This window comes from Streptomyces sp. NPDC093018, from assembly GCF_040684035.1.
Classification (GTDB): Bacteria; Actinomycetota; Actinomycetes; order Streptomycetales; family Streptomycetaceae; genus Streptomyces; species Streptomyces murinus.
Genome location: NZ_JBFBFF010000001.1, coordinates 824,935 through 845,600, shown reverse-complemented (window position 1 = coordinate 845,600; position 20,666 = coordinate 824,935). Strand labels below are relative to the sequence as shown.

At 73.0% G+C, this 20,666-nt stretch carries 19 protein-coding genes and 3 pseudogenes; 18 read left to right on the top strand and 4 right to left on the bottom strand.

All coding sequences use genetic code 11. The features are described from left to right. Positions 1 to 56: 56 nt before the first annotated feature. The 6 genes and pseudogenes from AB0N90_RS03735 to AB0N90_RS03710 all read left to right on the top strand — a co-directional run. A pseudogene (locus AB0N90_RS03735) lies at positions 57 to 320 on the top strand (ABC transporter ATP-binding protein); the annotation flags it as partial. Further along, positions 319 to 546 (top strand): annotated as a pseudogene (locus tag AB0N90_RS03730) (hypothetical protein); the annotation flags it as partial. The pseudogenes AB0N90_RS03735 and AB0N90_RS03730, both read left to right, overlap by 2 nt. Before the next feature lie 99 nt (positions 547 to 645). Next, entirely contained in the window at positions 646 to 1,596 is a 951-nt protein-coding gene (locus AB0N90_RS03725; protein WP_365192719.1) for a GNAT family N-acetyltransferase, read from the top strand. Between the two features lie 160 nt (positions 1,597 to 1,756). Beyond that, positions 1,757 to 2,914: a serine hydrolase domain-containing protein gene (locus tag AB0N90_RS03720; RefSeq protein ID WP_365192717.1), complete on the top strand. Its 1,158-nt coding sequence runs from the start codon at positions 1,757 to 1,759 to the stop codon at positions 2,912 to 2,914. A 50-nt stretch (positions 2,915 to 2,964) separates the two neighbouring features. Further along, positions 2,965 to 4,500, top strand: coding sequence for an alpha/beta hydrolase (locus tag AB0N90_RS03715; RefSeq protein ID WP_365192818.1), 1,536 nt, complete (start codon positions 2,965 to 2,967; stop codon positions 4,498 to 4,500). Positions 4,501 to 4,589: 89 nt separating this feature from the next. Beyond that, positions 4,590 to 4,688, top strand: a pseudogene (locus AB0N90_RS03710). A 17-nt stretch (positions 4,689 to 4,705) separates the two neighbouring features. Here the strand turns inward: AB0N90_RS03710 and AB0N90_RS03705 are convergent. Next, positions 4,706 to 5,164, bottom strand: a complete 459-nt coding sequence (locus AB0N90_RS03705; protein WP_361679439.1) for a hypothetical protein — start codon at positions 5,162 to 5,164, stop codon at positions 4,706 to 4,708. 115 nt (positions 5,165 to 5,279) lie between these two features. Here AB0N90_RS03705 and AB0N90_RS03700 point away from each other — a divergent pair, with 115 nt between their 5' ends. The 5 genes from AB0N90_RS03700 to AB0N90_RS03680 all read left to right on the top strand — a co-directional run bounded on the left by AB0N90_RS03700 (position 5,280) and on the right by AB0N90_RS03680 (position 10,361). Beyond that, positions 5,280 to 6,023 carry a beta-phosphoglucomutase family hydrolase gene (locus AB0N90_RS03700; RefSeq protein ID WP_365192715.1) on the top strand — a complete coding sequence of 248 codons (744 nt, stop codon included), beginning with the start codon at positions 5,280 to 5,282 and terminating at the stop codon, positions 6,021 to 6,023. Further along, on the top strand, positions 6,020 to 8,407 hold the full coding sequence (locus AB0N90_RS03695; RefSeq protein ID WP_365192714.1) for a glycosyl hydrolase family 65 protein: 2,388 nt from the start codon (positions 6,020 to 6,022) through the stop codon (positions 8,405 to 8,407). Before AB0N90_RS03700 ends, AB0N90_RS03695 begins: the two co-directional genes overlap by 4 nt. Before the next feature lie 120 nt (positions 8,408 to 8,527). Next, positions 8,528 to 9,268, top strand: coding sequence for a beta-glucanase (locus AB0N90_RS03690; RefSeq protein WP_365192712.1), 741 nt, complete (start codon positions 8,528 to 8,530; stop codon positions 9,266 to 9,268). Positions 9,269 to 9,306: 38 nt separating this feature from the next. Further along, positions 9,307 to 10,065, top strand: a complete 759-nt coding sequence (locus AB0N90_RS03685) for a PIG-L family deacetylase (protein ID WP_365192710.1) — start codon at positions 9,307 to 9,309, stop codon at positions 10,063 to 10,065. A gap of 80 nt (positions 10,066 to 10,145) precedes the next feature. Beyond that, positions 10,146 to 10,361 (top strand): hypothetical protein, encoded by a 216-nt coding sequence (locus AB0N90_RS03680; RefSeq protein WP_365192709.1) that lies wholly within the window; start codon positions 10,146 to 10,148, stop codon positions 10,359 to 10,361. Positions 10,362 to 10,466: 105 nt separating this feature from the next. Here the strand turns inward: AB0N90_RS03680 and AB0N90_RS03675 are convergent, their stop codons facing one another. Further along, positions 10,467 to 11,036, bottom strand: coding sequence for a putative immunity protein (locus AB0N90_RS03675; protein WP_365192707.1), 570 nt, complete (start codon positions 11,034 to 11,036; stop codon positions 10,467 to 10,469). A 193-nt stretch (positions 11,037 to 11,229) separates the two neighbouring features. Here AB0N90_RS03675 and mgtA point away from each other — a divergent pair, with 193 nt between their 5' ends. Together mgtA and AB0N90_RS03665 are read left to right on the top strand one after the other, a co-directional pair. Next, positions 11,230 to 13,863 carry a magnesium-translocating P-type ATPase gene (gene mgtA, locus AB0N90_RS03670; RefSeq protein WP_365192705.1) on the top strand — a complete coding sequence of 878 codons (2,634 nt, stop codon included), beginning with the start codon at positions 11,230 to 11,232 and terminating at the stop codon, positions 13,861 to 13,863. 92 nt (positions 13,864 to 13,955) lie between these two features. Further along, the gene (locus tag AB0N90_RS03665; RefSeq protein WP_365192703.1) at positions 13,956 to 14,990 is read left to right on the top strand and encodes a cytochrome c oxidase assembly protein; all 1,035 of its coding nucleotides are present in this window, start codon (positions 13,956 to 13,958) and stop codon (positions 14,988 to 14,990) included. An 86-nt stretch (positions 14,991 to 15,076) separates the two neighbouring features. Here AB0N90_RS03665 and AB0N90_RS03660 read toward each other — a convergent pair whose 3' ends face one another. Continuing rightward, entirely contained in the window at positions 15,077 to 15,667 is a 591-nt protein-coding gene (locus tag AB0N90_RS03660; RefSeq protein ID WP_365192701.1) for a helix-turn-helix domain-containing protein, read from the bottom strand. On the opposite strand from AB0N90_RS03660, the gene AB0N90_RS03655 reads away from it, so the two are divergent. Further along, on the top strand, positions 15,666 to 16,211 hold the full coding sequence (locus AB0N90_RS03655) for an N-acetyltransferase family protein (RefSeq protein ID WP_365192700.1): 546 nt from the start codon (positions 15,666 to 15,668) through the stop codon (positions 16,209 to 16,211). The two genes, AB0N90_RS03660 and AB0N90_RS03655, sit on opposite strands and share 2 nt — an antisense overlap. A 210-nt stretch (positions 16,212 to 16,421) precedes the next feature. Beyond that, the gene (locus AB0N90_RS03650; protein WP_365192816.1) at positions 16,422 to 17,702 is read left to right on the top strand and encodes a chloride channel protein; all 1,281 of its coding nucleotides are present in this window, start codon (positions 16,422 to 16,424) and stop codon (positions 17,700 to 17,702) included. 7 nt (positions 17,703 to 17,709) lie between these two features. Here AB0N90_RS03650 and AB0N90_RS03645 read toward each other — a convergent pair whose 3' ends face one another. After that, entirely contained in the window at positions 17,710 to 18,264 is a 555-nt protein-coding gene (locus AB0N90_RS03645; protein ID WP_365192699.1) for a YciI family protein, read from the bottom strand. A 189-nt stretch (positions 18,265 to 18,453) separates the two neighbouring features. Here AB0N90_RS03645 and AB0N90_RS03640 point away from each other — a divergent pair, with 189 nt between their 5' ends. From AB0N90_RS03640 to AB0N90_RS03630, 3 genes are all read left to right on the top strand, one after another. Beyond that, a complete protein-coding gene (locus AB0N90_RS03640) occupies positions 18,454 to 19,425 on the top strand; it encodes an alpha/beta hydrolase (protein WP_365192697.1) in 972 nt (323 codons plus the stop codon). 54 nt (positions 19,426 to 19,479) lie between these two features. Continuing rightward, positions 19,480 to 20,073 carry a YdeI/OmpD-associated family protein gene (locus AB0N90_RS03635; protein WP_365192695.1) on the top strand — a complete coding sequence of 198 codons (594 nt, stop codon included), beginning with the start codon at positions 19,480 to 19,482 and terminating at the stop codon, positions 20,071 to 20,073. A gap of 124 nt (positions 20,074 to 20,197) precedes the next feature. Beyond that, complete coding sequence (locus AB0N90_RS03630; RefSeq protein ID WP_330258035.1) at positions 20,198 to 20,665, top strand: GreA/GreB family elongation factor; 468 nt, start codon at positions 20,198 to 20,200, stop codon at positions 20,663 to 20,665. The last annotated feature ends 1 nt before the right edge of the window (position 20,666 follow it).

Here is a 20,666-nt window from a genome sequence, read left to right as displayed (position 1 = left end):
TCACCTCCCTGTCAGGGTCCTTCGGCGCACGCCCACGGTCCTTGCGGTCCCGAAGGGGTAAGACGACGTTGCTCGGCCTGCTGCTGGGGCTCGCCGCCGCCGACGGGGGCACTCTGGAGATCCTCGGTGTGCCGGTCGGGCGCGCTCTTTCGGCCGTTGACGGAGTGGCCGGATTCGTCGACGGGCCCGGCCTGTACCCCTCGTCGACCGCCCGGCAGAACCCGGCCGCGCTGGCCGCACTGCGCGGGCGCGACGCGCGCACGGCGGGGATCGGGGAGGTGCTCACCGAGGTCGGTCTGCGCGATGTCGCCGACGACCGAGAAGCCGCTCGCGGCGCGGTGGGACAGCTGGAAGTCCGAGCAGCACCTGACCGGGCCGAACGCGGTGCCCGACTACGCCAACCCGGCCCAGATGAACCACTAGATGAACCACTACACGTGGTACCAGACCCACAACTGGGCCAAGCCCTACCCCGGTGAGAAGAAGCTGTACGCGCCGAACGACGTCCCGGGCGCGTACATCCCGTCGTCGGAGAACGACGGCTGACGCACCCGACCGGGCATGAAGAGGCCCCCGGCCGGTGTCAGCGCCGGCCGGGGGCCTTCTCCCTGTTTCCGGTGGGGTGCCCCGGTGCAGGGTTCATCCATGGCTGATCCTTCCGCAGGAGCATGGCCGGCCGGCTATCGAGTCCGCCCCGCCACCACCGCCGACACCGACGCGGTGCACCGCCTGGTCGGCGCGGGCGAGCGCGCGCTGCACGGCCTGGCCGCGACCGACGCCGATCGCATCGCGGCCGATCTCGGCATGGCCGGGGCCGCTGCGGCGTGTGACACGGTGCTGGTCACCGGTCCCGCAGGGGATCCGGCCGCATGGGGCTGGGTGCGGGGGCGGCGGGCCACCGTCCATGTGCATCCAGAGCACCGCGGTCGGGGGCTCGGCACCGCCCTGCTCGCCTGGTCCGAGGCGCGGGCCCGGGAGCTGGGCGGCGACCGGTTGTCCCAGACGGTCTCCGACAGCGATCTCGCGGCCGCGGCACTGCTGCGCTCGGGCGGGTACGTCAGGGTGGTCACCGAGTGGCTGCTGGAGATGCCGCTGCCCGGCGAACCGGAGGTTCCGGAGCCGCCCGCGGGGATCACGGTGCGGGCGTTTCGCGCGGGCGACGAGGAGTCCGCGTACCGGCTCACCGAGGACGCGTTCGACGAGTGGCAGCAGCGGCGCAAGCCGTACGCCGAGTGGGCGCGGCTCACGGTCGGGCGGGCGACGTTCGCCCCGTCGGCGTCACCGCTCGCCTTCGAGGGCGATCGGCTGGTCGGTGCGGTGCTGTCGCTGGACGCGGGGGGCCTGGACGGCGGCGAGGGGTACGTGGACGGGGGTGAGGGGTACGTCGAGCGGGTCGCCGTCCGCCGCGATCAGCGCAACCGGGGTATCGCGCGGCTGCTGCTGCGCGAGGCGTTCCGCGCCTTCTACCTCCAGGGCAGGCGCAGTTGTGTCCTGTGGACGCATTCGGACACGGGAGCGCTGGCGCTGTACGAGCGGATCGGGATGACGGTGCGACGCAGTTCCACGGTGTACGGCAAGGCGCTCACCGTGGGATAGCCGACCGAGGGGCTTCCGGTCTGCCCCCGCTCGCGCGCTGGTGCTGGCCCCCGTACCGGTCCGGCTGCCAGCCGGAGTGATCGTGTCGTGGGTGATCTCTACCGTGGTGCGCATGGCAATTCCTTTACTTTCACCCGCGCTTCGCAGAGGTACCGCGCTCGTGGCCGGGGCCGTCACCTTGGTCCTGCTCGCCGCGCCCCTGGCCGCCGCCCGGGCACCGGACACGTCCCGGGCGTGCGGCACGCACGAGGCGGTACGGCGGTCGGTGCACCGGCTGGTCACCGCGGACCGGATCGCCGGAGCCGCGGTCCTCGTCGACGGGCGTGCCGCAGCGCCGGGTTGCGCGCGCTGGTCCGTCACGGACGGGGTGGCCGACCTGCGCACCGGCCGCCGTACGAACACCACGGACCGGCTGCGGATCGGCAGCATCACCAAGACGTTCACCGCCACCGTGGTCCTGCAGCTCGCCGCCGAGCACCGGCTGTCCCTGGACGCCCCGGTCGAGCGCTATCTGCCCGGCCTGATCCAGGGACATGGCTACGACGGCCGCCGGATCACCGTCCGCCGGCTCCTCCAGCACACCAGCGGTCTGCCCGACTACCTCGAAGCACCCGAGTGGGCGAACCCGGAAGCGCTGCGCCGTCGCCACTTCGAGCCGCGCGAACTCATAGCCGCTGCGCTCCGGTTGCCGCATCCGGAGCAGTCCTGGCACTACGCGACCACCAACTACGTCGTCGCCGGGCTGATCGTCCGGGCGGTCACCGGGCACTCGCCCGAGGCGGAGATCACCCGGCGCGTCATCGTGCCGCTCGGGCTGCGCGACACCTACTGGCCCGGCGACGACCCCCGGATCCAAGGCCCCCATTCCCAGAGCTACTTCACGGACGCCGCGGGCCACCGGGTCGACGGCACCGACTGGAACATGACCTTCGGGGACGTCGGCGGTGCCCTGGTGTCCACCCCGGAGGACCTGACACGGTTCGCCACCGCGCTGTTCGGCGGGCGGCTGCTGCCGGCGGCCCAACTCGCCGAGATGCGGCGCACGGTGGCCGCCGACCCCGACCGGCTCTGGCCCGGTGCGCGCTACGGACTCGGTCTGATCACGACCCCGCTGTCCTGCGGCGGCGCCTGGTGGGGGCATGCCGGGACGGTACCGGGCGGGCACCGGGCGCTGGTGGCCGAGGGACCGGGTGGACGCAGCGTCGCCGTGGCACTGAACGAGATACCCGCGACGCTCCAGGCCGAACTGGACTTCCTCGACGTCGTGGACAAGGCCTTCTGCGACGAAGGCTCCCCCAATGGAAGGACAACCGCATGACCACCTCCCTCGCGGGCGACCTGCGCCGTGGCCACCGCTTACGCGGGCTCATGGCACGGACCGGTCCGGTGGCCGCGCTGTGCCTGGCCGGAGCGCTCACCCTGAGCGCCGCCCCCGCCGCCCCCGCCGCCTCGGCGGCACCCGCCGATCCCCTGGCCCGCTACCACCACCAGCACCTCACCTGGAAGAGCTGTCTGCTCGGCCCGGACGACGAGACCGGCAAGGAACTGGAGCAGGCGGGCGCCCAATGCACCGAAGTCACCGTGCCGTTGGACTACACACACCCCGACGGCCGGACGATCACCGTCGCGCTCTCCCGGATCCGGGCCACCGACCCCGCGCACCGCATCGGCGCGCTCGTGCTCAACAGCGGCGGTCCCGGCGGGCAGACCATCGGTGATCCGCCGTGGGTGCGCAAGGCGATGAAGGACGTCGGCGGCCGGTACGACGTGGTGGGGGTGGATCCCCGCTTCGTGGGCCGCAGCACCACGCTGGACTGCGGATGGCCGACCGGCAGCATGATCCGCGGGGCGGGCAAGGACCGTGCCGACTTCGATCGCATGACATCCTTCTCCGCCGACCTCGCCCGCCGCTGCCGCACCCGCGCGGGCGACCTGGTGCCGTACGCCAGCACCCGCGACACCGCCCGCGACATGGATGTCATCCGGGCCGCGCTGGGCGAGCGCCGGATCTCCTATCTCGGCTACTCGTACGGCAGTTACCTCGGCGAGGTGTACACCACGATGTTCCCCGGCCGCACCGACCGGGTGGTCCTCGACGGTGTGATCGACCCCGCCCGCTACGGTCCCCGGCTGCTGCGGGGCACGGAAGCCGCCGGGAAGCACGCCCTGAGCGACTGGGCGGACTGGGCCGCCGCCCGCGACAAGGACTACGGCCTGGGCCGTACCGGGAGCGCGGTCCTCGCGACGGTGGAGGCGATCCAGTCGGCCGCCGAGCGCGCTCCGCTGCGGGTGGGCGAGTACCGGGTGGACGACCAGATCGTCCCCACCGTCATGTTCAACGGCCTCTCCCAGGACAACCCCTCGGCCTTCGGCGACTTCGCCCAGGGGGTGCGGGACCTGCGGCGCGCCGCCGAGGGGCACCCGGTGTCCCCGTCCCCCTGGCTGGCCGACGTGCTCCAGTTCCTGCTGACGGGACACGACTCCGGGTACGGCAGCGCGCAGACGGCGATCCTGTGCGCCGACGGGGCCGCGCCCCGCGATCCGGAGTCCTACTGGCGCGATCTGCGGCGGGCCGATCCCGAGGACCGGCTGTTCGCTCCCGTCACGAACAACATCAACGCCTGCGCGTTCTGGGCTCCTCCGCGCGAGGCACCGACCACCATCCGCACCGACCTCCCGGCCCTGCTGGTCAACGCCACCGGCGACCCGCGCACCCTCTACTCCGGCGCCGAGACGGTCCACCGCGGCTGGCCCAGCTCCCGCCTGATAACCCTGCACGACGCCGATCAGCACGCCGTGTTCGGGATCTTCGGCAGCGCGTGCGTGGACGACGCGGTGGACGCCTACCTCGCGACCGACCGGCTGCCGGCCGCGGACATCTCCTGCCCCCGGGGCCGTTCCTGACGCGTCAGGAACGCATCAGCACCTCGTCAGGGGCCGCTGCCATCCTCTTCTTGTGAACGGAACGGGGCACCGCCCCGGACCAGGAACAAGGAGAGGTGCCCGGAGTGGCTTATCGGGGACCGAAGAGCTCGCCTCGAGGTCGGATCCTTATGGGGTCCACGCAGGTTCAAATCCTGCCCTCTCCGCCAGTACGGTCCGGTTCCGGTCATCGCCCGGTACCGGGTGCGGATTCGTCCTGGTCCTCGGCCTCCGGCGGCGGGGACCAGGGCGGCTCCAGGGGCGGCGGCCCCTCCCAGGCGCCGCGGAGCATCTCCTTGAGGGTCTTCGGCGGGGTCTCCTTCTCCTCGTGCACATGCATGAGACGGGCGGTGCTCACCCGTATGTGGCACTGGTGTCCCCGCAGCCCGACGAGGACCACCCACGAGCCGTCCTGGGCGAGAAAGGCGTGCCGCGCGGGCTGGTCCCCCGGTTTGGCGTGGCGGGTCAGAGTGGTGGGCAGGTAGTGCAGCGCCGCGTCCTCGGCCACGGCGGCGATCCTGGCCTCGTCCCCCTTGACGCGGTGCGCGGCCGCCAGCTTCCAGTGGTGCAGCCTGAACTCGATGGCCTGATGATGTTTCGTGTCCCGTATGTCTTCCTCGATGAGGATGTACCAGTCAGCACTCATGATCCGCGCATCCTGTCATGCGCCCCGGCGCACGCCTCCACCGAGCGGGTGCCTTCCGGCGCGCCGGGCCGGTGTCCCGTCGGCGTCGGTCACCGGTGGCTCCTAGCCTCGGAGCATGCCCCGGCTTCCCGCACATGTACGCGCCTGTCTGTTCGATCTCGACGGGGTGCTCACCCAGACCGCCAAGGTGCACGCGGCGGCCTGGAAGGAGATGTTCGACGCCTACTTGCGAGAACGCGCGCAGCGGGAGGGCACACAGTTCGTGCCCTTCGACGCGGTGCGGGACTACGACGAGTACGTGGACGGGCGGCCAAGGGAGGACGGGGTGCGGACGTTCCTCGCGGCGCGCGGGGTGCGGTTGCCCGAGGGGTCGCCGCAGGATCCGCCGGACGCCGAGACGGTCCAGGCGCTGGGCGCCCGCAAGAACGAGCTGGTGCTGCGCCGGATCCGGGAGGACGGCGTGGAGCCGTACGAGGGCTCGGTCCGCTTTCTGCACGAGGTCCGCGCGGCGGGTCTGGCCTGCGCGGTGGTGTCGTCCAGCGCGAACGCCCGGGACGTGCTGGCCGCGGCCGGTATCGCGGACCTGTTCGACGAGCGGGTCGACGGGGTGGTGACCCGCGAGCGGCGGTTGCACGGCAAGCCCGCTCCGGACACCTATCTGGAGGCGGCGCGGGAACTGTCCGTGGAGCCCGGCGCGGCGGCCGTGTTCGAGGACGCGCTGGCCGGTGTCGAGGCCGGGCGGGCGGGACGGTTCGGGCTGGTCGTGGGGGTGGACCGGGTGGGGCAGGCGGAACAGCTCCAGGCGCACGGCGCCGACATCGTCGTACGCGACCTGGCGGAACTTCTGGAGTCGCCGTGATCACGCATCCCAGCTACACCGTCGAGCCCTGGTCCCTGCGCGAGACCGAACTGAACCTGGATGTGCTCGCGCAGAGCGAGTCGGTGTTCGCGCTGTCCAACGGGCATGTCGGCTGGCGCGGCAACCTGGACGAGGGCGAGCCGCACGGGCTGCCCGGCGCCTATCTCAACGGGGTCCACGAGCGGCATCCGCTGCCGTACGCGGAGGCCGGTTACGGCTATCCCGAGTCCGGCCAGACCGCGATCAACGTCACCGACGGCAAGGTCATCCGGCTGCTGGTGGACGACCATCCGTACGACCTGCGCTACGGCCGGCTGCTGTCCCACGAGCGGGTCCTGGACTTCCGTACCGGTGTGCTCAGCCGCACCGCCCGCTGGACCTCGCCCGGCGGGCGCACGGTCCGCATCACCTCACGGCGGCTGGTGTCCTTCACCCAGCGCGCGGTGGCCGCCGTCGTCTACGAGGTGGAGCCGGAGGACGGCCCGGCCTCGGTGGCCATCCAGTCCGAGCTGGTCGCCAATGAGCAACTCCCCCATGTGGAGGGCGATCCCCGGGTCGCCGCCGCGACCGAGTCCCCGCTGACGGCCGAGGAGCACTACGCCGAGGAGACCCGGCTGCGGCTGGTGCACCACACCGACCGCAGCGGGCTGCGGGTGGGCGCGGCCGCCGACCATCTGGTGGAGGGGCCCGAGAACACCCGCTGGTCGGCGCAGTGCGAGCCCGATGTCAGCCGGTTGACGGTGACCGCGGACCTGACGCCCGGACAGCCGTTGCGGCTGGTGAAGTTCGTCGCCTACGGCTGGTCCGGGGAGCGTTCGCTGCCGAGCATGCACGATCAGGTGGACGGGGCGGTGGCGGTCGCCGTCAGCACCGGCTGGGACGGTCTGGTCGCCGAACAGCGGGCGTATCTGGACGAGTTCTGGGCGGGCGCGGACGTCGAGGTGGAGGGGGACGCGCAGATCCAGCAGGCGGTGCGGTTCGCCCTCTTCCATGTGCTTCAGGCGGCGGCCCGCGGCGAGAACCGGGCGATCCCCGCGAAGGGGCTGACCGGGACCGGGTACGACGGGCACTCCTTCTGGGACACCGAGGCGTATGTGATGCCGGTGCTGACGTTCACCGCGCCGGAGACCGTGGCGTCGGCGCTGCGCTGGCGGCACAGCACCCTGCCCGCGGCCCGCGAGCGCGCTCGTCAACTGGGCCTGGAGGGCGCGGTGTTCCCCTGGCGGACCATCGACGGCGCCGAGTGCTCCGCCTACTGGCCGGCCGGGACCGCCGCGTTCCACATCAACGCGGACATCGCGCTGGCCACGGTCCGGTACATCGCGGCGACCGGGGACGAGGAGTTCGAGCGCGGGGTGGGGTTCGACATCCTGGTGGACACCGCCCGGCTGTGGCGCTCCGTCGGCCATCACGACCCGGAGGGCGTCTTCCACATCGACGGGGTCACCGGGCCCGACGAGTACAGCGCCATCGCCCGGGACAACCTCTACACCAACTTGATGGCCCGTCAGAATCTGCTGGCGGCGGCCGATGTGGCCATCCGCCACCCGGACCGGGCCGACGAACTCGGTGTGGACGACGAGGAGGCCGCGGCCTGGCGGGACGCGGCGGCCCGGATGGCGGTCCCGTACAACGAGGCCCTGGGCGTGCACGAACAGTCCGCCGGATACACGCACTTCCAGCGCTGGGACTTCGAGGGGACCCCGCCAGAGAACTATCCGCTGCTGCTCAACTACCCCTACTTCGACCTGTATCGCAAGCAGGTGGTGAAGCAGGCCGATGTGGTGCTGGCGATGCTGGAGTGCCCGTACGCGTTCACCGAGGAGGAGAAGGCCCGCAACTTCGCCTACTACGAGGCGCTGACGGTCCGCGACTCCTCGCTGTCGGCGTGCTGCCAGGCGGTGCTCGCCGCCGAGACCGGGCACCTCCGGCTGGCGTACGCCTATCTCGCCGAGGCCGCGCTGATGGATCTGGACGACCTGGAGCACAACACCCGCGACGGGCTGCACATCGCCTCCCTCGCCGGGACGTGGATCGCCGTCGTCGGCGGCTTCGGGGGCCTGCGCTGGCATCTCGGCAAGGACGAGCGGCCGGATGTGCTCGGCTTCGCGCCGCGGCTGCCCGAGGCGCTGTCCCGGGTGGTGTTCACGGTGCAGGTGCGCGGGCGCCGGCTGAAGGTGGACATCGGTCCGACGCGGGTGCGCTACCGGCTGGTGGAGGGCGACCCGGTGACGGTCCTCCACTACGGCGACCCGGTCACCGTGGCGACCGACGCGCCGCAGGACCGCCCGGTCCCGCCCCCGCCGGTGCGCCCGGAGCCGCAGCAGCCCCGGGGCCGGCGCCCGGAGGGACTGGCCGAGCAGGACGAGACGACGGAGCAATAGCCGTACGGACGGCCCGAGTTCATACCGGCCGTTCACCCGGATGGGTATATCCGGCCAAGAGTCACGGTGCGGGCGCATGACCGGCTCCCAGGCGGTGAGACATCGGTCATGGAGATGAACATGGACGAACCGCCGCGGGGCGACCCGTTAGCGGGCGCCCCGCGTTTCCCGGCCGCGACCGACGTGGTGTTCACGGCGGACTTCGCCTCCACGACCCAGTGGGTCGCGGGCCGTTCGCGGGCGTTCCCGGGCGGTGGCCCGGCCCATCCGGACGAGGACCGGCTGGACCGGCTGGTGCCCGATCCCGGCTACTGCCGCTCGGGGCTCTTCCGGGCCACCCGCCGGGCGGACGGCCGCTGGAACACGGGGCTGCTGACGACGGAGGGCAGCCGGGAGGGGTTCACGGTGCAGCCGGGCGATGTGCTGGAGGCACGGGTGCGGCTGCCCCGGGAGACCGGTGCCTGGCCGGCGATCAGGACCTGGCGGGACGGCGGTCAGGGGGTGGACGTGTTCGAGTACCACGTGGACAACCCCGACCATCTGGAGTTCACCAACCGTGTGCGCAGCGCCAGTTGCTATCTCCACGACGAAGCGGTCCGTCCTGGCGCCTGGGTGGATCTGCGCACCGAGTTCGGGCCGCGCTGTGTGATCTGGTCGCTGAACGGCGCCTCGGTCTTCGCCGACCACCGGGGCGTGGGGCAGGCCTGGCGGGCCCATCTCATCGTCGCCCTCTCGGTGTGCGCCGGGCGCTACCATCCACCGCCGGAGCCGGGCACGAGCGAGATGTCGTTCGAGGTGAGCGGCCTGACCGTGCGCCGCCCGTACGGTGGCGTCCGTACGGCGTACGCGGGGCCGGTATGAGCCGTCCTCCGGCGCCCCCTGGCGAAGGTGGTCCGTCCGTGTCCGTGCCCAGTCTGCTCGCGGTGTTCGCCCACCCGGACGACGAGTCCCTGTCGGCGGGCGGGGTGCTGGCCCGGCACGCGGCCGCGGGCGCCCGTACCGGCGTCGTCACCTCGACATGGGCCGCGGACACCGGGCGCGCCGCCGAGTTGGCCGAGGCACTGCGCATCCTCGGCGCGGGAGAGCCCCGATTGCTGGGGTACGCCGACGCGCGGGTGCCGTGGTCGGCGCCGGGCCGCGCGCGGTTCTGCGACGCACCGCTGGACGAGGCGGTACGGCGACTGGTGGCGCACATCCGCGCGTTCCGCCCGCAGATCGTCGTCACGCACGACGCGTACGGCGGGGTGACGGGGCACCCGGATCATGTGCACACGCACCGGGTGACGGTGCTCGCCGCCCAGGCCGCCGGGCTGGCGCGATTCCATCCGGAGGCCGGTGCTCCCTGGCAGCCGCGCGCCCTGTATCTGGCGACCCATCCGCACTCGGCCGTGCCGGCGCTGCGGGAGGTGGTCGGGGAGCGCAAGACGACGTACAGCGTGCCGGACGAGCAGGTGACGGCGGCGGTCGATGTCGGACCCTGGCTGGAGCGGAAGATCGCCGCCGTGCTGGCGCACCGCTCCGAGGTGGAACGCGGGGCCGTACCGGGTCTGCTCGCCCGTCTCTCCGTACCGGAGTGGAAGCGGCTGATGGGCACGGAGTGGTTCATCCGGCATGATCTCGCCACCACGGCACCGGCTTGCACGGAGCTGACCGTCTGACCGGCCGCCGAGAGGCGGGCGCCCGGCCGATTGGCCATGCTGGGCTGAGACCGGCAGTTCTGCGCGACAAGGAGCACGGCATGCCGATGGACGCGATCGGACGATTCATGGCGGCTCTGGACCCCGACCAGCGGGCGGCCATCGGCGCGAAACCACACGCCGAACAGCAGCAGCTGGCCGCGGCCTGGGAGCGGGAACTGGAGGCCGACGACGAGCTGGACACCCTGGACGAACTGTCCCCACCGGCGGCCGAGGCCGAGGCGGCACGCCGCGTCCTGCACCGCGAGGCGGGCTGAGCGACGGACGACCGGGAGCCGGAGGGCCGAGGGACGCGGAACCGGGGACGGCGGGCCGGGAGACGGCGCGCCGCGTGCGTGAGCGCTGCGTGACGATGGCAGCGCTCACGCACGCAGCGCGCCGTCCAAGCCCCGCAAGTACTCGCCCACCCGCCCGCCCCCGGCGGGAGCCGCGGGCAGGCGGCCGAGGACGGTGATGACGGCGGCCGGGGCGTGTGCGTGTGCCCAGGCGAGGGCGTCGGCGGCGACGGCCGGATCCCCTTCGGCCGCCAGTTCCCTCGCCCGTGCGGCATGGGCCGCGGCGCCCAGGATGTGTTTGACCTGGTGGGCGTCGGCGAGGGGGTGGAGGAACGCGGCGCCCGCCGCGTGGCCCGCCGCGCGGGCGGCGTCGGCGGCGGCCGGTACGGCGGGCTCGCGTGCCGCGCGGAACGCCGCGAAGCCGCTCATCCGCAGTGCCCGGGTGCGGCGGCCGCCGCCCTCGAAGGCGCGGGCCGCCTCGATGGCCTCGCGGGGGCGCGGGTCGGCGGGAAGGCTCTGTTCGAACAGGTGCAGGACCCTGTCGGCGCAGTCGGCCGCGAAGCCCGTGATCTCCCGCAGCTCGTCCTCGGTCAGCGCTATCCGGTCCATTCGGTCCGCCCGGTCTGTCCGGTCCGTCTTGCTCGGCTTGGTCGGCACGAGCCCCATCCTGCCGTAGACCGGATCCGCGGCGGGGGTCGTTCAGCCGTCCGGAGGTGGACCGAACGGCCCCGTGGCGATCGTGGGGCGGACGCGGAGACTGGTGACCGAGCGGCCGGAAGGCCGGCGTCCCGTCGGGCAGGAGCGTTCTCGTCATGCGGCAACCCAGCGGCAGCGACTTCGGCGGCCGGTCATGGTGACCACGGCCGTGGGCGCCGGACCCGGTGCCGCGAGCGGAATCGGCGCGGCGGCGGCCCGGCCCGGCGAGGACGTGCTGCGCGAGTGGGAGGTGACACCGGCCGGGCTGACCGAGCAGGAGGCGGCGCGGCGGCTGGAGCGCTGGGGGCCGAACGCGGTCCGCTCGCACCGGGCGCGCGGGCTGCTGGTCCTCTGGCACCAGGTGCGCTCCCCGCTGCTCGGCCTGCTGCTGGCCGCCGCCGTCGTGTCGTACTTCGTGGGCGAACGCAACGACGCCGTGATCATCGCGGTGATCGTGGCGCTCTCGGTCGGCCTCGGTTTCGTCAACGAGTACCGGGCGGAGAAGACCGCCGAGTCGCTGCACGCCCGCATCAGGCACCGGGTGCTGGTGCTGCGCGACGGCCGGCCGCACGAGGTCGACGTCACTCGACTGGTCCCCGGTGATGTGGTGGAGCTGCGGCTGGGCGATGTGGTGCCCGCGGATCTGCGGCTGCTGTCGGTGACGGAACTGAGCTGCGACGAGTCGGCGCTGACCGGCGAGTCCCTGCCCGTCGCCAAGGACACGGCGACCGTGCCCGCCGGGGCCGCGCTGGCGGAGCTGACCGGGTGTGCGCTGATGGGCAGCGTGGTGCACGTGGGCAGCGGGCGCGGGGTGGTGGTCGCGACGGGACCGCGCACGGAGTTCGGGGCGATCGCGGCCGGGCTCGGCGAGCATCAGCTGGAGACCGAGTTCCAGGTGGGGCTGCGGCGGTTCTCCATGCTGCTGGTGTACGTCGCCGGGGCGCTCACCACGACGATCTTCGTGATCAACGTGGTGCTGCACAAGCCCCTCATCGACGCGCTGCTGTTCTCCCTGGCGATCGCGGTCGGCATCACCCCTCAGCTGCTCCCGGCGGTGGTCTCCACGTCTCTCGCGGCCGGCTCACGGCGGCTGAGCCGACTGAAGGTGCTGGTCAAGCGGCTGGTGTGCATCGAGGACCTCGGGGACGTGGACATCCTGTTCACCGACAAGACCGGCACGCTCACCCTCGGGCGGATCGAGTTCATGCGGTCGGTGCCACTGGGCGACGCCGCCGCGCAGGACGTGCTGCGATGGGGCCTGCTGTGCACGGAGACGGAGTTCGACCAGGGCCGCGCGGTGGGCGGCAACCCGCTGGACGCGGCGCTGTGGGACTCCCCCGCGGCCGACGCCCAGCGCGCCGCCGTGGCCGGGTGCGCCAAGGCGGGGCTGCTGCCGTTCGACCATGAGCGGCGGCTGGTCTCCGTGACCGTCACCGATGAGTCGGGCGCCGCGCTGCTGGTGACCAAGGGCGCCCCCGAGGCCGTACTGGAGCGCTGTGCCCAGGTGCCGCAGGAGGCGCGGCGGCGGCTGGAGGCGGAGTTCGCGGCGGGCAACCGGGTGGTGGCCGTCGCCACCCGCGCCCTGCCGGCCGCCGTGGCGCCCACCGCCGAGGACGAGCGGGGGCTGCGGCTCGCCGGACTGCTGGTCTTCCTCGACCCGCCGAAGCCCGACGCGGCGGCCGCGCTGGAGCGGCTGGCCAAGCTCGGGATCGGCGTGAAGATCGTGACCGGTGACAACGCGGCGGTGGCGGTGAAGGTCTGCCGCGATCTGGGACTCGGCGAGGTCGCCGCGCTCACCGGAGCGGACCTGGACGGCATGGACGACGCCGGGCTGACCGCGGCGATCGCGCGTACGACCGTGTTCGCGCGGGTGAGCCCGGAACAGAAGGCACGGATCGTCCGGTTGCAGCGCGGGACCGGCAGCGATGTCGCCTTCCTGGGGGACGGTGTCAATGACGCGCTCGCCCTGCACGCGGCCGATGTGGGCATCTCGGTGGACTCGGCCACCGATGTCGCCAAGGACGCGGCGGACATCATCCTGCTGGAGAAGAGCCTCGGCGTGCTGGCGGACGGGGTCGCCGAGGGGCGGCGCATCTTCGCGAACACGATCAAGTACGTGCTGATGGGGACGTCCAGCAACTTCGGCAACATGTTCAGTGCCGCCGGTGCCTCGCTCTTCCTGAGCTTCCTGCCGATGCTGCCCTCACAGATCCTGCTGAACAACCTGCTGTACGACAGCAGCCAGCTGGCCATCCCGACCGACGAGGTGGACGAGGAGCAGGTGCGCCGCCCGGCGCACTGGGACATAGCGTTCATCCGCCGGTTCATGCTGTGCTTCGGCCCGATCAGCTCGCTGTTCGACTTCGCCACCTTCGGCGTGATGCTGTGGGTCTTCCACGCCGGGCCCGCGCAGTTCCGCACCGGCTGGTTCGTGGAGTCCCTCGCCACCCAGACGCTGGTCATCTTCGCGATCCGGACCCGGCGCAGCCCGTTCTGGCGCAGCCGGGCGAGTCTGCCGCTGGTGCTGACCACGCTGACCGTGGTCGTGGTGGGTGCCCTGCTGCCGATCACCCCGCTCGCGCCCACCCTCGGCTTCCAGCGGCTCCCGCTCGGCTACTTCGCCGCGCTGGCCGGGATGGTGCTGTGCTATCTCGCCCTGGTGGAGGTGGGCAAGCGCCTCTTCTACCGGACCCGGCCGGGCGAGGCCGGTCCGCGCGCCGAGGTCGGCCACCGCCATCTGCGGCGCCGCGCGGCCCGCTTCAGCACGTCCGGCCGGCTGGCCCATTGAGGCCGACCCTGCCGAATGGGTGCGTGCCGTCAGCGGCTACTGTCACCTGTCGTCCGGTGTGCTCCCTATAGGCAGGTGGAGGAAGCTTTTCCATGTCTGGTCACGCGACGGCCGTCGTAGCGGTCGGCAGCCTGCCGGAGCTGACACCCGCACGCGCGCTTGGGTCGTGGCAGCTCGATGTGCCCGCGCTGATCCTGATCGCGCTTCTGGGCGGCCTGTACGGCTGGGGCGTGCTCCGGGTGCGCCGGGCGGGCGGTACCTGGTCGCCGGGCCGGACCCTCGCGTTCACCCTGCTGGGCCTCGGCGGGCTCGCGGTGGCCACCATGTCGAGTCTCGCGGTCTACGACCATGTGCTGTTCTGGCCGGCCGCGGTGCAGAACGTCCTGCTGGACCTCATCACCCCGCTGGGCCTGGCCCTGGGCGATCCGCTGCGGCTCGCCATCGAGGCGCTGCCGGGCAAGGGCGCCGGGCGGGTGCAGAAGGTGATGAGCGGCCGGGTCGTACGACTGCTCACCTTCCCCCTGGTCAGCACGGCGCTGGTGCTGGGGACCGAGCTGACGGTCTACTTCACGCCGTACTTCGCCACCGCGCTGCGCGTCGGCTGGCTGCACGAGCTGATGTATCTGCATCTGCTGGCGGCCGGCTGCCTGTTCGTCGTACCGGTGCTCACCCGGGAGGAGGCGCTGCCCAAGTGGTGCACTCACCCGGTGCGCGCGGCGCTGGTGTTCCTGGACGGCATCATCGACGCGGTGCCCGGCGTGGTGGTGATGACCCACGGCACGCTGATCGCCGGTGCCTGGTATCTGCACCACGCGCCCACCTGGTCGCCGGACGTCCAGCACGACCAGCAGATCGGCGGCGGCGCCATGCTGAGCATCGCCGAACTGGTCGCGCTGCCCTTCCTGCTGGCGATCCTGGTGCAGTGGGCGCGGGCCGAGCGGGTGCAGGCCGCGGCCCTCGACCGGCGGCTGGACCGGGACCTTGCGCCGGTCGCGTCCCCGGTGTCCGCGCCCGGCCGTGCTCAGGCCGCCTCCGACGGGGCCGAGGCCGTACGGGTACGGCCCTGGTGGGAGACGGAGCAGAACGAGGTGGCTTCCCGGATCCGCCGCCAGCACGGCGAGGACTGACCGGCGGCGCGAGCTGACCGACACGGACCGACCGGCGGCACGGGCTGACCCGCGCGGGCTGACCGGCACAGGCTGTCCGGCGCTGATCAGGGCCGGGTGCCCCGGGTCAGGATCACGGCGTAGCGGCACTCCGCGTCGGTGGTGTTGGCGAAGACGCGCGGGGCGGGGTCGCCGAGTTCGAGGGTGTCCCCCGGGCCGAGTTCATGGATCTCCGCGCCGTCGTGGAAGGTCAGCCGGCCGTCGAGGACCCAGACGACCTGGCGTACGAAGGCGAAGGCCGCGGCCGGGTACGGCACCCGGGCCCCGGCGGGCAGCCGGATCTCGGCGACCTCCGCGGGGAAGTCCGCGCCGGTGATCTGGCGGCGCCGGTAGCCGGTGGCGGGATCCTGCCATTCGGGCGCCTCGGTGCGACGGCGCACGCCCGCTTCCTCGGCGGTCTCCGGCCGCGTGCCCTCCGCGAGCGCGAGCAGCGAGGCGACGCTCAGCTGGAAGGCGGCGGACAGCTTGCCGAGCACGACGGCGGTGGGGCTGCTCTCACCGCGCTCGATCCGGTTGATCATGGCGCGGGAGACCCCGGACGCGTCCGCCAGCTGGGCCAGGGTCCAGCCGCGCCGTTCCCGCTCCGCGCGGATCCGGGCCGCGATCCGCCCCACCAGGGGATCTACTATGTTGGACATGCTTCCAATATATGAGAGAGATCGTGGGGTGACCGTGCGCCCGGCGTGCGCCGGTGATGCGGAGGCGGTGCGTGCGATCCGCAACCATGCGATCGAGCACTCGACGGCCCTGTGGACGGAGATCCCGCAGTCGCCCGCCGAGGGCGCGGCCTGGCTGGCGCGGCATCTGGAGCGCGGTTCGGCGTTCGTGGCCGAGGCGGGCGGCGAGGTGGCGGGGTTCGCCGTGTTCGCGCCGTGGCGGGACCTGGAGGGCTACCGGCACACGGTGGAGGACTCGGTCTACGTCCGCGAGGGCCGGCACGGGCTCGGCATCGGCTCCACCCTGCTGACCACGCTCATCACGGCGGCGCGCGCGGCGGGCCATCACCTCATGATCGCCGGGATCGAGTCGGGCAACGGCGCCTCGGTCCGGCTCCATGAGCGCTTCGGGTTCGAGCACGCCGGGACGATCCGGGAGGCCGGGATCAAGTTCGGCCGCCGCCTCGATCTGACCCTCATGCGGCTGGCGCTGGACGAAGCCGCCGCGCCCGGGTCCCTGGGCTGATCAGGCGCCCGCCGAGATGCGGGGCGGGGCGGGCGGCCGTTTACTGAAGCCCGCCCGGTGCGTTGCCGAACGCCGTCCGAGGGCGCCGAGGGCGGTGGAGGTGGAGCGGGCGTGAGCGGCACGGTCGGGCAGCCTCCCGCGGCCGACGACGGGCGATCGCCCGCGACCGGCGACCGGCAGCCCCCCGCGGCCGACGACCCGGCGCGGACACTGCTGAGCCGCCGCTATCTCCGGCTGCTGGCGCTCTCGCTCGGTCTGGGTGTGCCCATCGCGCTCGCCAGCTTCTTCTTCGTCAGCCTCCAGCACTGGCTCCAGCACCAGGTGTGGCAGGAGCTGCCGCACGCGCTCGGTCTCGGGCACGCCCCCTGGTGGTGGCCGCTGCCCACGCTGGCGCTGGCCGGACTGATCCTGGCCCCGATCATCACCCGGCTGCCCGGCGCCGGCGGGCATGTCCCGGTGCACGGTCTGGGCGGGGATCCCATCGGCCCCCGCGCCCTGCCGGGCGTGGTGCTGGCCGCCGTCCTCACCCTTCCGCTGGGCGTGACCCTCGGCCCCGAGGCGCCGCTGATGGCGGTCGGGTCCGCCCTCGCCCTGCTCGGGGTGCGCGCGCTGCGCCGGCATCCGGCGGACGCCGCCTCGGCGACGGTCGTGGCCACCGCGGGCTCCACCGCGGCCATCTCCACCATCCTGGGCGGCCCGGTGGTGGCCGCCGTCATGGTCATGGAGGCCGCCGGTCTCGCCGGGCCCCGGCTCGCCATGCTGTTGCTGCCCTGCCTGGCCGCGAGCGGGGCGGGCGCGCTCGTGTTCACCGGCTTCGGCCACTGGACCGGCCTGTCGATCGGCGCCCTCGGGCTGCCGAAGGTGCCGTTGGACACCGTCCCGGACGCGGGCGACTTCCTGTGGGGGCTGCCCGCGGCCGCGCTGATCGCCGTGCTCGTCTCGGTGGCCCACGGGCTCGGCGAGCGCACCCACCGCTGGACCTCCGCCCACGGTACGGCGGTGCGCACCGTGGTGTGCGCCGTGGCCGCCGGGGTCTGTCTGACGGCGTACGCCCTGCTGACCGGCCGCTCGCCCGAGGAGGCGGCCCTGTCGGGGCAGACGACGCTCGGGCAGCTCGCCGAGAACCCGCACGGGTGGTCGGTGCTCGCGCTGGTGGCGCTGGTCCTGTGCAAGGCGCTCGCCTGGGGCATCAGCCTGGGCAGTCTGCGCGGCGGCCCGATCTTCCCGGCCGTGCTGCTCGGGGTGGCCACCGGGCTGGCCTGCGCGGGCCTGCCGGGGCTCGGGACCGCCCCCGCGTTCGCGCTGGGCATCTCGGCGGCGGCGACCGTCGTCACCGGGCTGCCGCTCACCGGCTGCGTCCTGGCTGTACTGCTGCTCGGCCGCGACGCGTACAACCAGATGCCGCTGATCGTCCTCGCCGCGGTAACCGCCCTCCTCGTCAGCCGACTGCGGGCGAGCCGTCGGCCGAAACCCGCTCCGGCCGACGTTTAAGGACACATCACTGCGAGCGGCCGCCGAACCGCCAGGCGTGGACCTCAATGCCGGCGTACCGGTCCTCGGTCAAAAGGGCGCGGGCGGCGGCCGGGCCGGGGGCCCGGAGCAGGGCCGCGGTGCCGAGCCAGGCGGTGGCGTCGTCGGAGAGCAGGGGGCCGTAGGCGATCAGATCGTCGCCGCGACCGGCCGGGACCGTGAGGTCGGCGGCCTCGCCCGCGCCGAGGCCGAGCACCAGGAAGCGGTCGCCGTCGGTGGGCCCGCCGGGGAAGTCCCACATGGTCCGCCCGAGCAGATCGCGCCAGCGTCGCAGCAGCACGTCCCGGTAGACGCCCGCCTGGTAGCCGGGCTCGTCGAAGGCGAACGCGCGGGCCGTCGCGGCGTCCGGCAGGTCCAGGATGTGCACGCTGCCGGTGGGCGTCTCGCCGTCCCCCGCGAGCGTCGGACCGCGGGCGATCATCTCCTGGGCGAACCGGTCCATGTAGGACCAGTGCTCCTCCAGCAACTCCATGCGCAGCGCCAGGGAGTCGGAACGGTCGCGGTGGTGGCAGAGGAACTCCATGCGCACACTCTCTCGCGCCCCCGCCACCTGATCACCCCCTTTTCCCGGCGCCGGTGTCCCCGGTCCCGGGGCAGGGCAGGACGCTTCCCGGGCACTCCGCGTGCGACACCCGGAGAAACCGTGCAGGGTGGGAAACGTCGGCCGTCCGCCCGCCGGTCCGGCGGGCGGGAGATGTTTCGAGGAGATCCGATGTCCGATGCCGTAGCGCCCCCGCAGCCGGTACTGGAGCCCGCGGCGGCCGAGTTCGCGGCGGCGACCGCGAAGCCGCCGTTCCTGTTCGACCTGCCGCCCGCGGAGGGCCGTAAGGCGGTCGACGAGGTGCAGTCCGGGGACATCGAGAAACCGGCGGTCGACGAGGAGTGGATCACCGTCTCGGGCGGGCCCACGGGCAGCGTCCGGGCGCGGATCGTGCGGCCCGCGGGCGCCTCGGGCAGCCTCCCGGTCATCCTCTATCTGCACGGCGCCGGCTGGGTGTTCGGCAATGCCCACACCCATGACCGCCTGGTGCGCGAACTCGCCGTCGGGGCGCGGGCCGCGGTGGTCTTCCCCGAGTACGACCTCTCCCCCGAGGCCCGCTACCCCGTCGCCATCGAGCAGAACTACACGGTCGCCCGGTGGGTCGTGGAGCAGGGCGCGACCAAGGACCTGGACGGCTCCCGGACGGCGGTCGCCGGGGACTCGGTCGGCGGCAACATGAGCGCCGCCCTCACCCTGATGGCCAAGGAGCGCGGCGGTCCCGCGCTGGTCCAGCAGGTGCTGTTCTACCCGGTCACCGACGCGAACTTCGACACACCGTCGTACCACCAGTTCGCCACCGGCTACTTCCTGCGCCGCGACGGCATGCAGTGGTTCTGGGACCAGTACACGACCGACGCGACCGACCGCGCCCAGATCACCGCCTCGCCGCTGCGCGCCACCACCGAGCAGCTCAGCGGTCTGCCGCCCGCGCTGGTCATCACCGGCGAGGCGGATGTGCTGCGCGACGAGGGCGAGGCGTACGCGACCAAGCTGCGCGCGGCCGGCGTCCCGGTGACCGCCGTACGGTTCCAGGGCATCATCCACGACTTCGTCATGCTCGACGCCCTGCGCGACACCCACGCGGCCCGTACGGCCATCGAGCTGGCGACCCGCACCCTGCACCGGGCGCTGCACGCCAACTGACACCGGTCCCCTCCCGGTTGACCGGCCCCGGGCCGACGGGATTTCATGAGGACCATGTCTGGCGGCTCATCCCACACGACCGATCCGGTGCTCTTCTTCGCCACCCCCGAGGAGTGGGAGAAGTGGCTGGAGGACCACCACGCGGACACCACGGGGATCTGGCTGAAGCTCGCCCGCAAGAGCGTCGCGGGGCCCGACGGTGTCGACTACCGGGGCGCGCTGGAGGCGGCGCTCTGCTTCGGCTGGATCGACGGCCAGAAGCGGAAGCTGGACGAATCGCACTGGCTCCAGCGCTTCACCCCGCGGCGGTCCGCCAGCAGGTGGTCCCAGGTCAACCGGGAGAAGGCCACCCGGCTCATCGAGGAGGGCCGGATGCGGGCCGCCGGGCTGCGCGAGGTGGAGCGGGCGCGCGCGGACGGCCGCTGGGCGGCGGCGTACGCCGGTCCGCGCGCGGCCACCGTGCCCGACGACCTCCGGGCGGCCCTGGACGCCGAGCCGGCAGCCGCCGCGTTCTTCACCACTCTGGACAGCCGCAACCGCTACTCCGTCCTGCACCGGATCGAGGAGGCGAAGAAGCCCGAGACCAGGGCGGCGCGCATCGCGAAGTTCGTCGCCATGCTCGCCGAGGGGAAAAAGCTCCATCCCTAGCGAGCCGGGGCGCGGTCCCCCGCCGGTCCAGCGCATACGATGCGGAAGCGAACCCCCTTTTGTCCCGTTTCGTTTCCCTTCGATCCGTCTGGATCCGTCCCGATCCCTGTCGACTGGAGCAGCGATGACCGATGGCCCCGAACCGATCAGTGCCGAAGCGCGGAGTGCGCTGGAGCAGGAGCTGGCGGATCTGCGGGAGGAACGGCAGATGGTCGCCGGGACACTGAAGGGCAATCCCGACGTGGGCGACCAGGCCGATCAGGCGGACGAGTTGCAGCGGGTGGACCAGCTCGACCGGCTGGAGCGGCGGATCGCGGACATCACCGAGCGGCTGCACGAGGCGGACCGTGCCGGGCCCGCGCGCACCGATGTGGTCGGAGTGGGCAGCACGGTCACCGTGCGGTTCGCGAACGGCTCGGTGGAGACGCTGTCCATCGGCGAGGGGGCCGAGGCCCTGGACCAGAACCTGGTCACCGAGGACAGCCCGCTCGGCCGGGCGCTGCTCGGGTGCCGGGCCGGGGACAGCGTGCGGTACGACACCCCGGACGGGCCCGCGAGCGCGGTGGTGGAGTCGATCGGCGGAGCGTCCTAGC

What these genes read in the sequence shown, in the direction of transcription:
- AB0N90_RS03700 (WP_365192715.1), top strand. Translation starts at nt 5,280, where the DNA reads ATGCCCCGGCTTCCCGCACATGTACGCGCCTGTCTGTTCGATCTCGAC.
- AB0N90_RS03630 (WP_330258035.1), top strand. Translation starts at nt 20,198, where the DNA reads ATGACCGATGGCCCCGAACCGATCAGTGCCGAAGCGCGGAGTGCGCTG.
- AB0N90_RS03635 (WP_365192695.1), top strand. Translation starts at nt 19,480, where the DNA reads ATGTCTGGCGGCTCATCCCACACGACCGATCCGGTGCTCTTCTTCGCC.
- AB0N90_RS03665 (WP_365192703.1), top strand. Translation starts at nt 13,956, where the DNA reads ATGTCTGGTCACGCGACGGCCGTCGTAGCGGTCGGCAGCCTGCCGGAG.
- AB0N90_RS03655 (WP_365192700.1), top strand. Translation starts at nt 15,666, where the DNA reads ATGCTTCCAATATATGAGAGAGATCGTGGGGTGACCGTGCGCCCGGCG.
- mgtA (WP_365192705.1), top strand. Translation starts at nt 11,230, where the DNA reads ATGGTGACCACGGCCGTGGGCGCCGGACCCGGTGCCGCGAGCGGAATC.
- AB0N90_RS03640 (WP_365192697.1), top strand. Translation starts at nt 18,454, where the DNA reads ATGTCCGATGCCGTAGCGCCCCCGCAGCCGGTACTGGAGCCCGCGGCG.
- AB0N90_RS03680 (WP_365192709.1), top strand. Translation starts at nt 10,146, where the DNA reads ATGCCGATGGACGCGATCGGACGATTCATGGCGGCTCTGGACCCCGAC.
- AB0N90_RS03645 (WP_365192699.1), bottom strand. Translation starts at nt 18,264, where the DNA reads ATGGAGTTCCTCTGCCACCACCGCGACCGTTCCGACTCCCTGGCGCTG.
- AB0N90_RS03660 (WP_365192701.1), bottom strand. Translation starts at nt 15,667, where the DNA reads ATGTCCAACATAGTAGATCCCCTGGTGGGGCGGATCGCGGCCCGGATC.
- AB0N90_RS03690 (WP_365192712.1), top strand. Translation starts at nt 8,528, where the DNA reads ATGGACGAACCGCCGCGGGGCGACCCGTTAGCGGGCGCCCCGCGTTTC.
- AB0N90_RS03715 (WP_365192818.1), top strand. Translation starts at nt 2,965, where the DNA reads ATGGCACGGACCGGTCCGGTGGCCGCGCTGTGCCTGGCCGGAGCGCTC.
- AB0N90_RS03725 (WP_365192719.1), top strand. Translation starts at nt 646, where the DNA reads ATGGCTGATCCTTCCGCAGGAGCATGGCCGGCCGGCTATCGAGTCCGC.
- AB0N90_RS03705 (WP_361679439.1), bottom strand. Translation starts at nt 5,164, where the DNA reads ATGAGTGCTGACTGGTACATCCTCATCGAGGAAGACATACGGGACACG.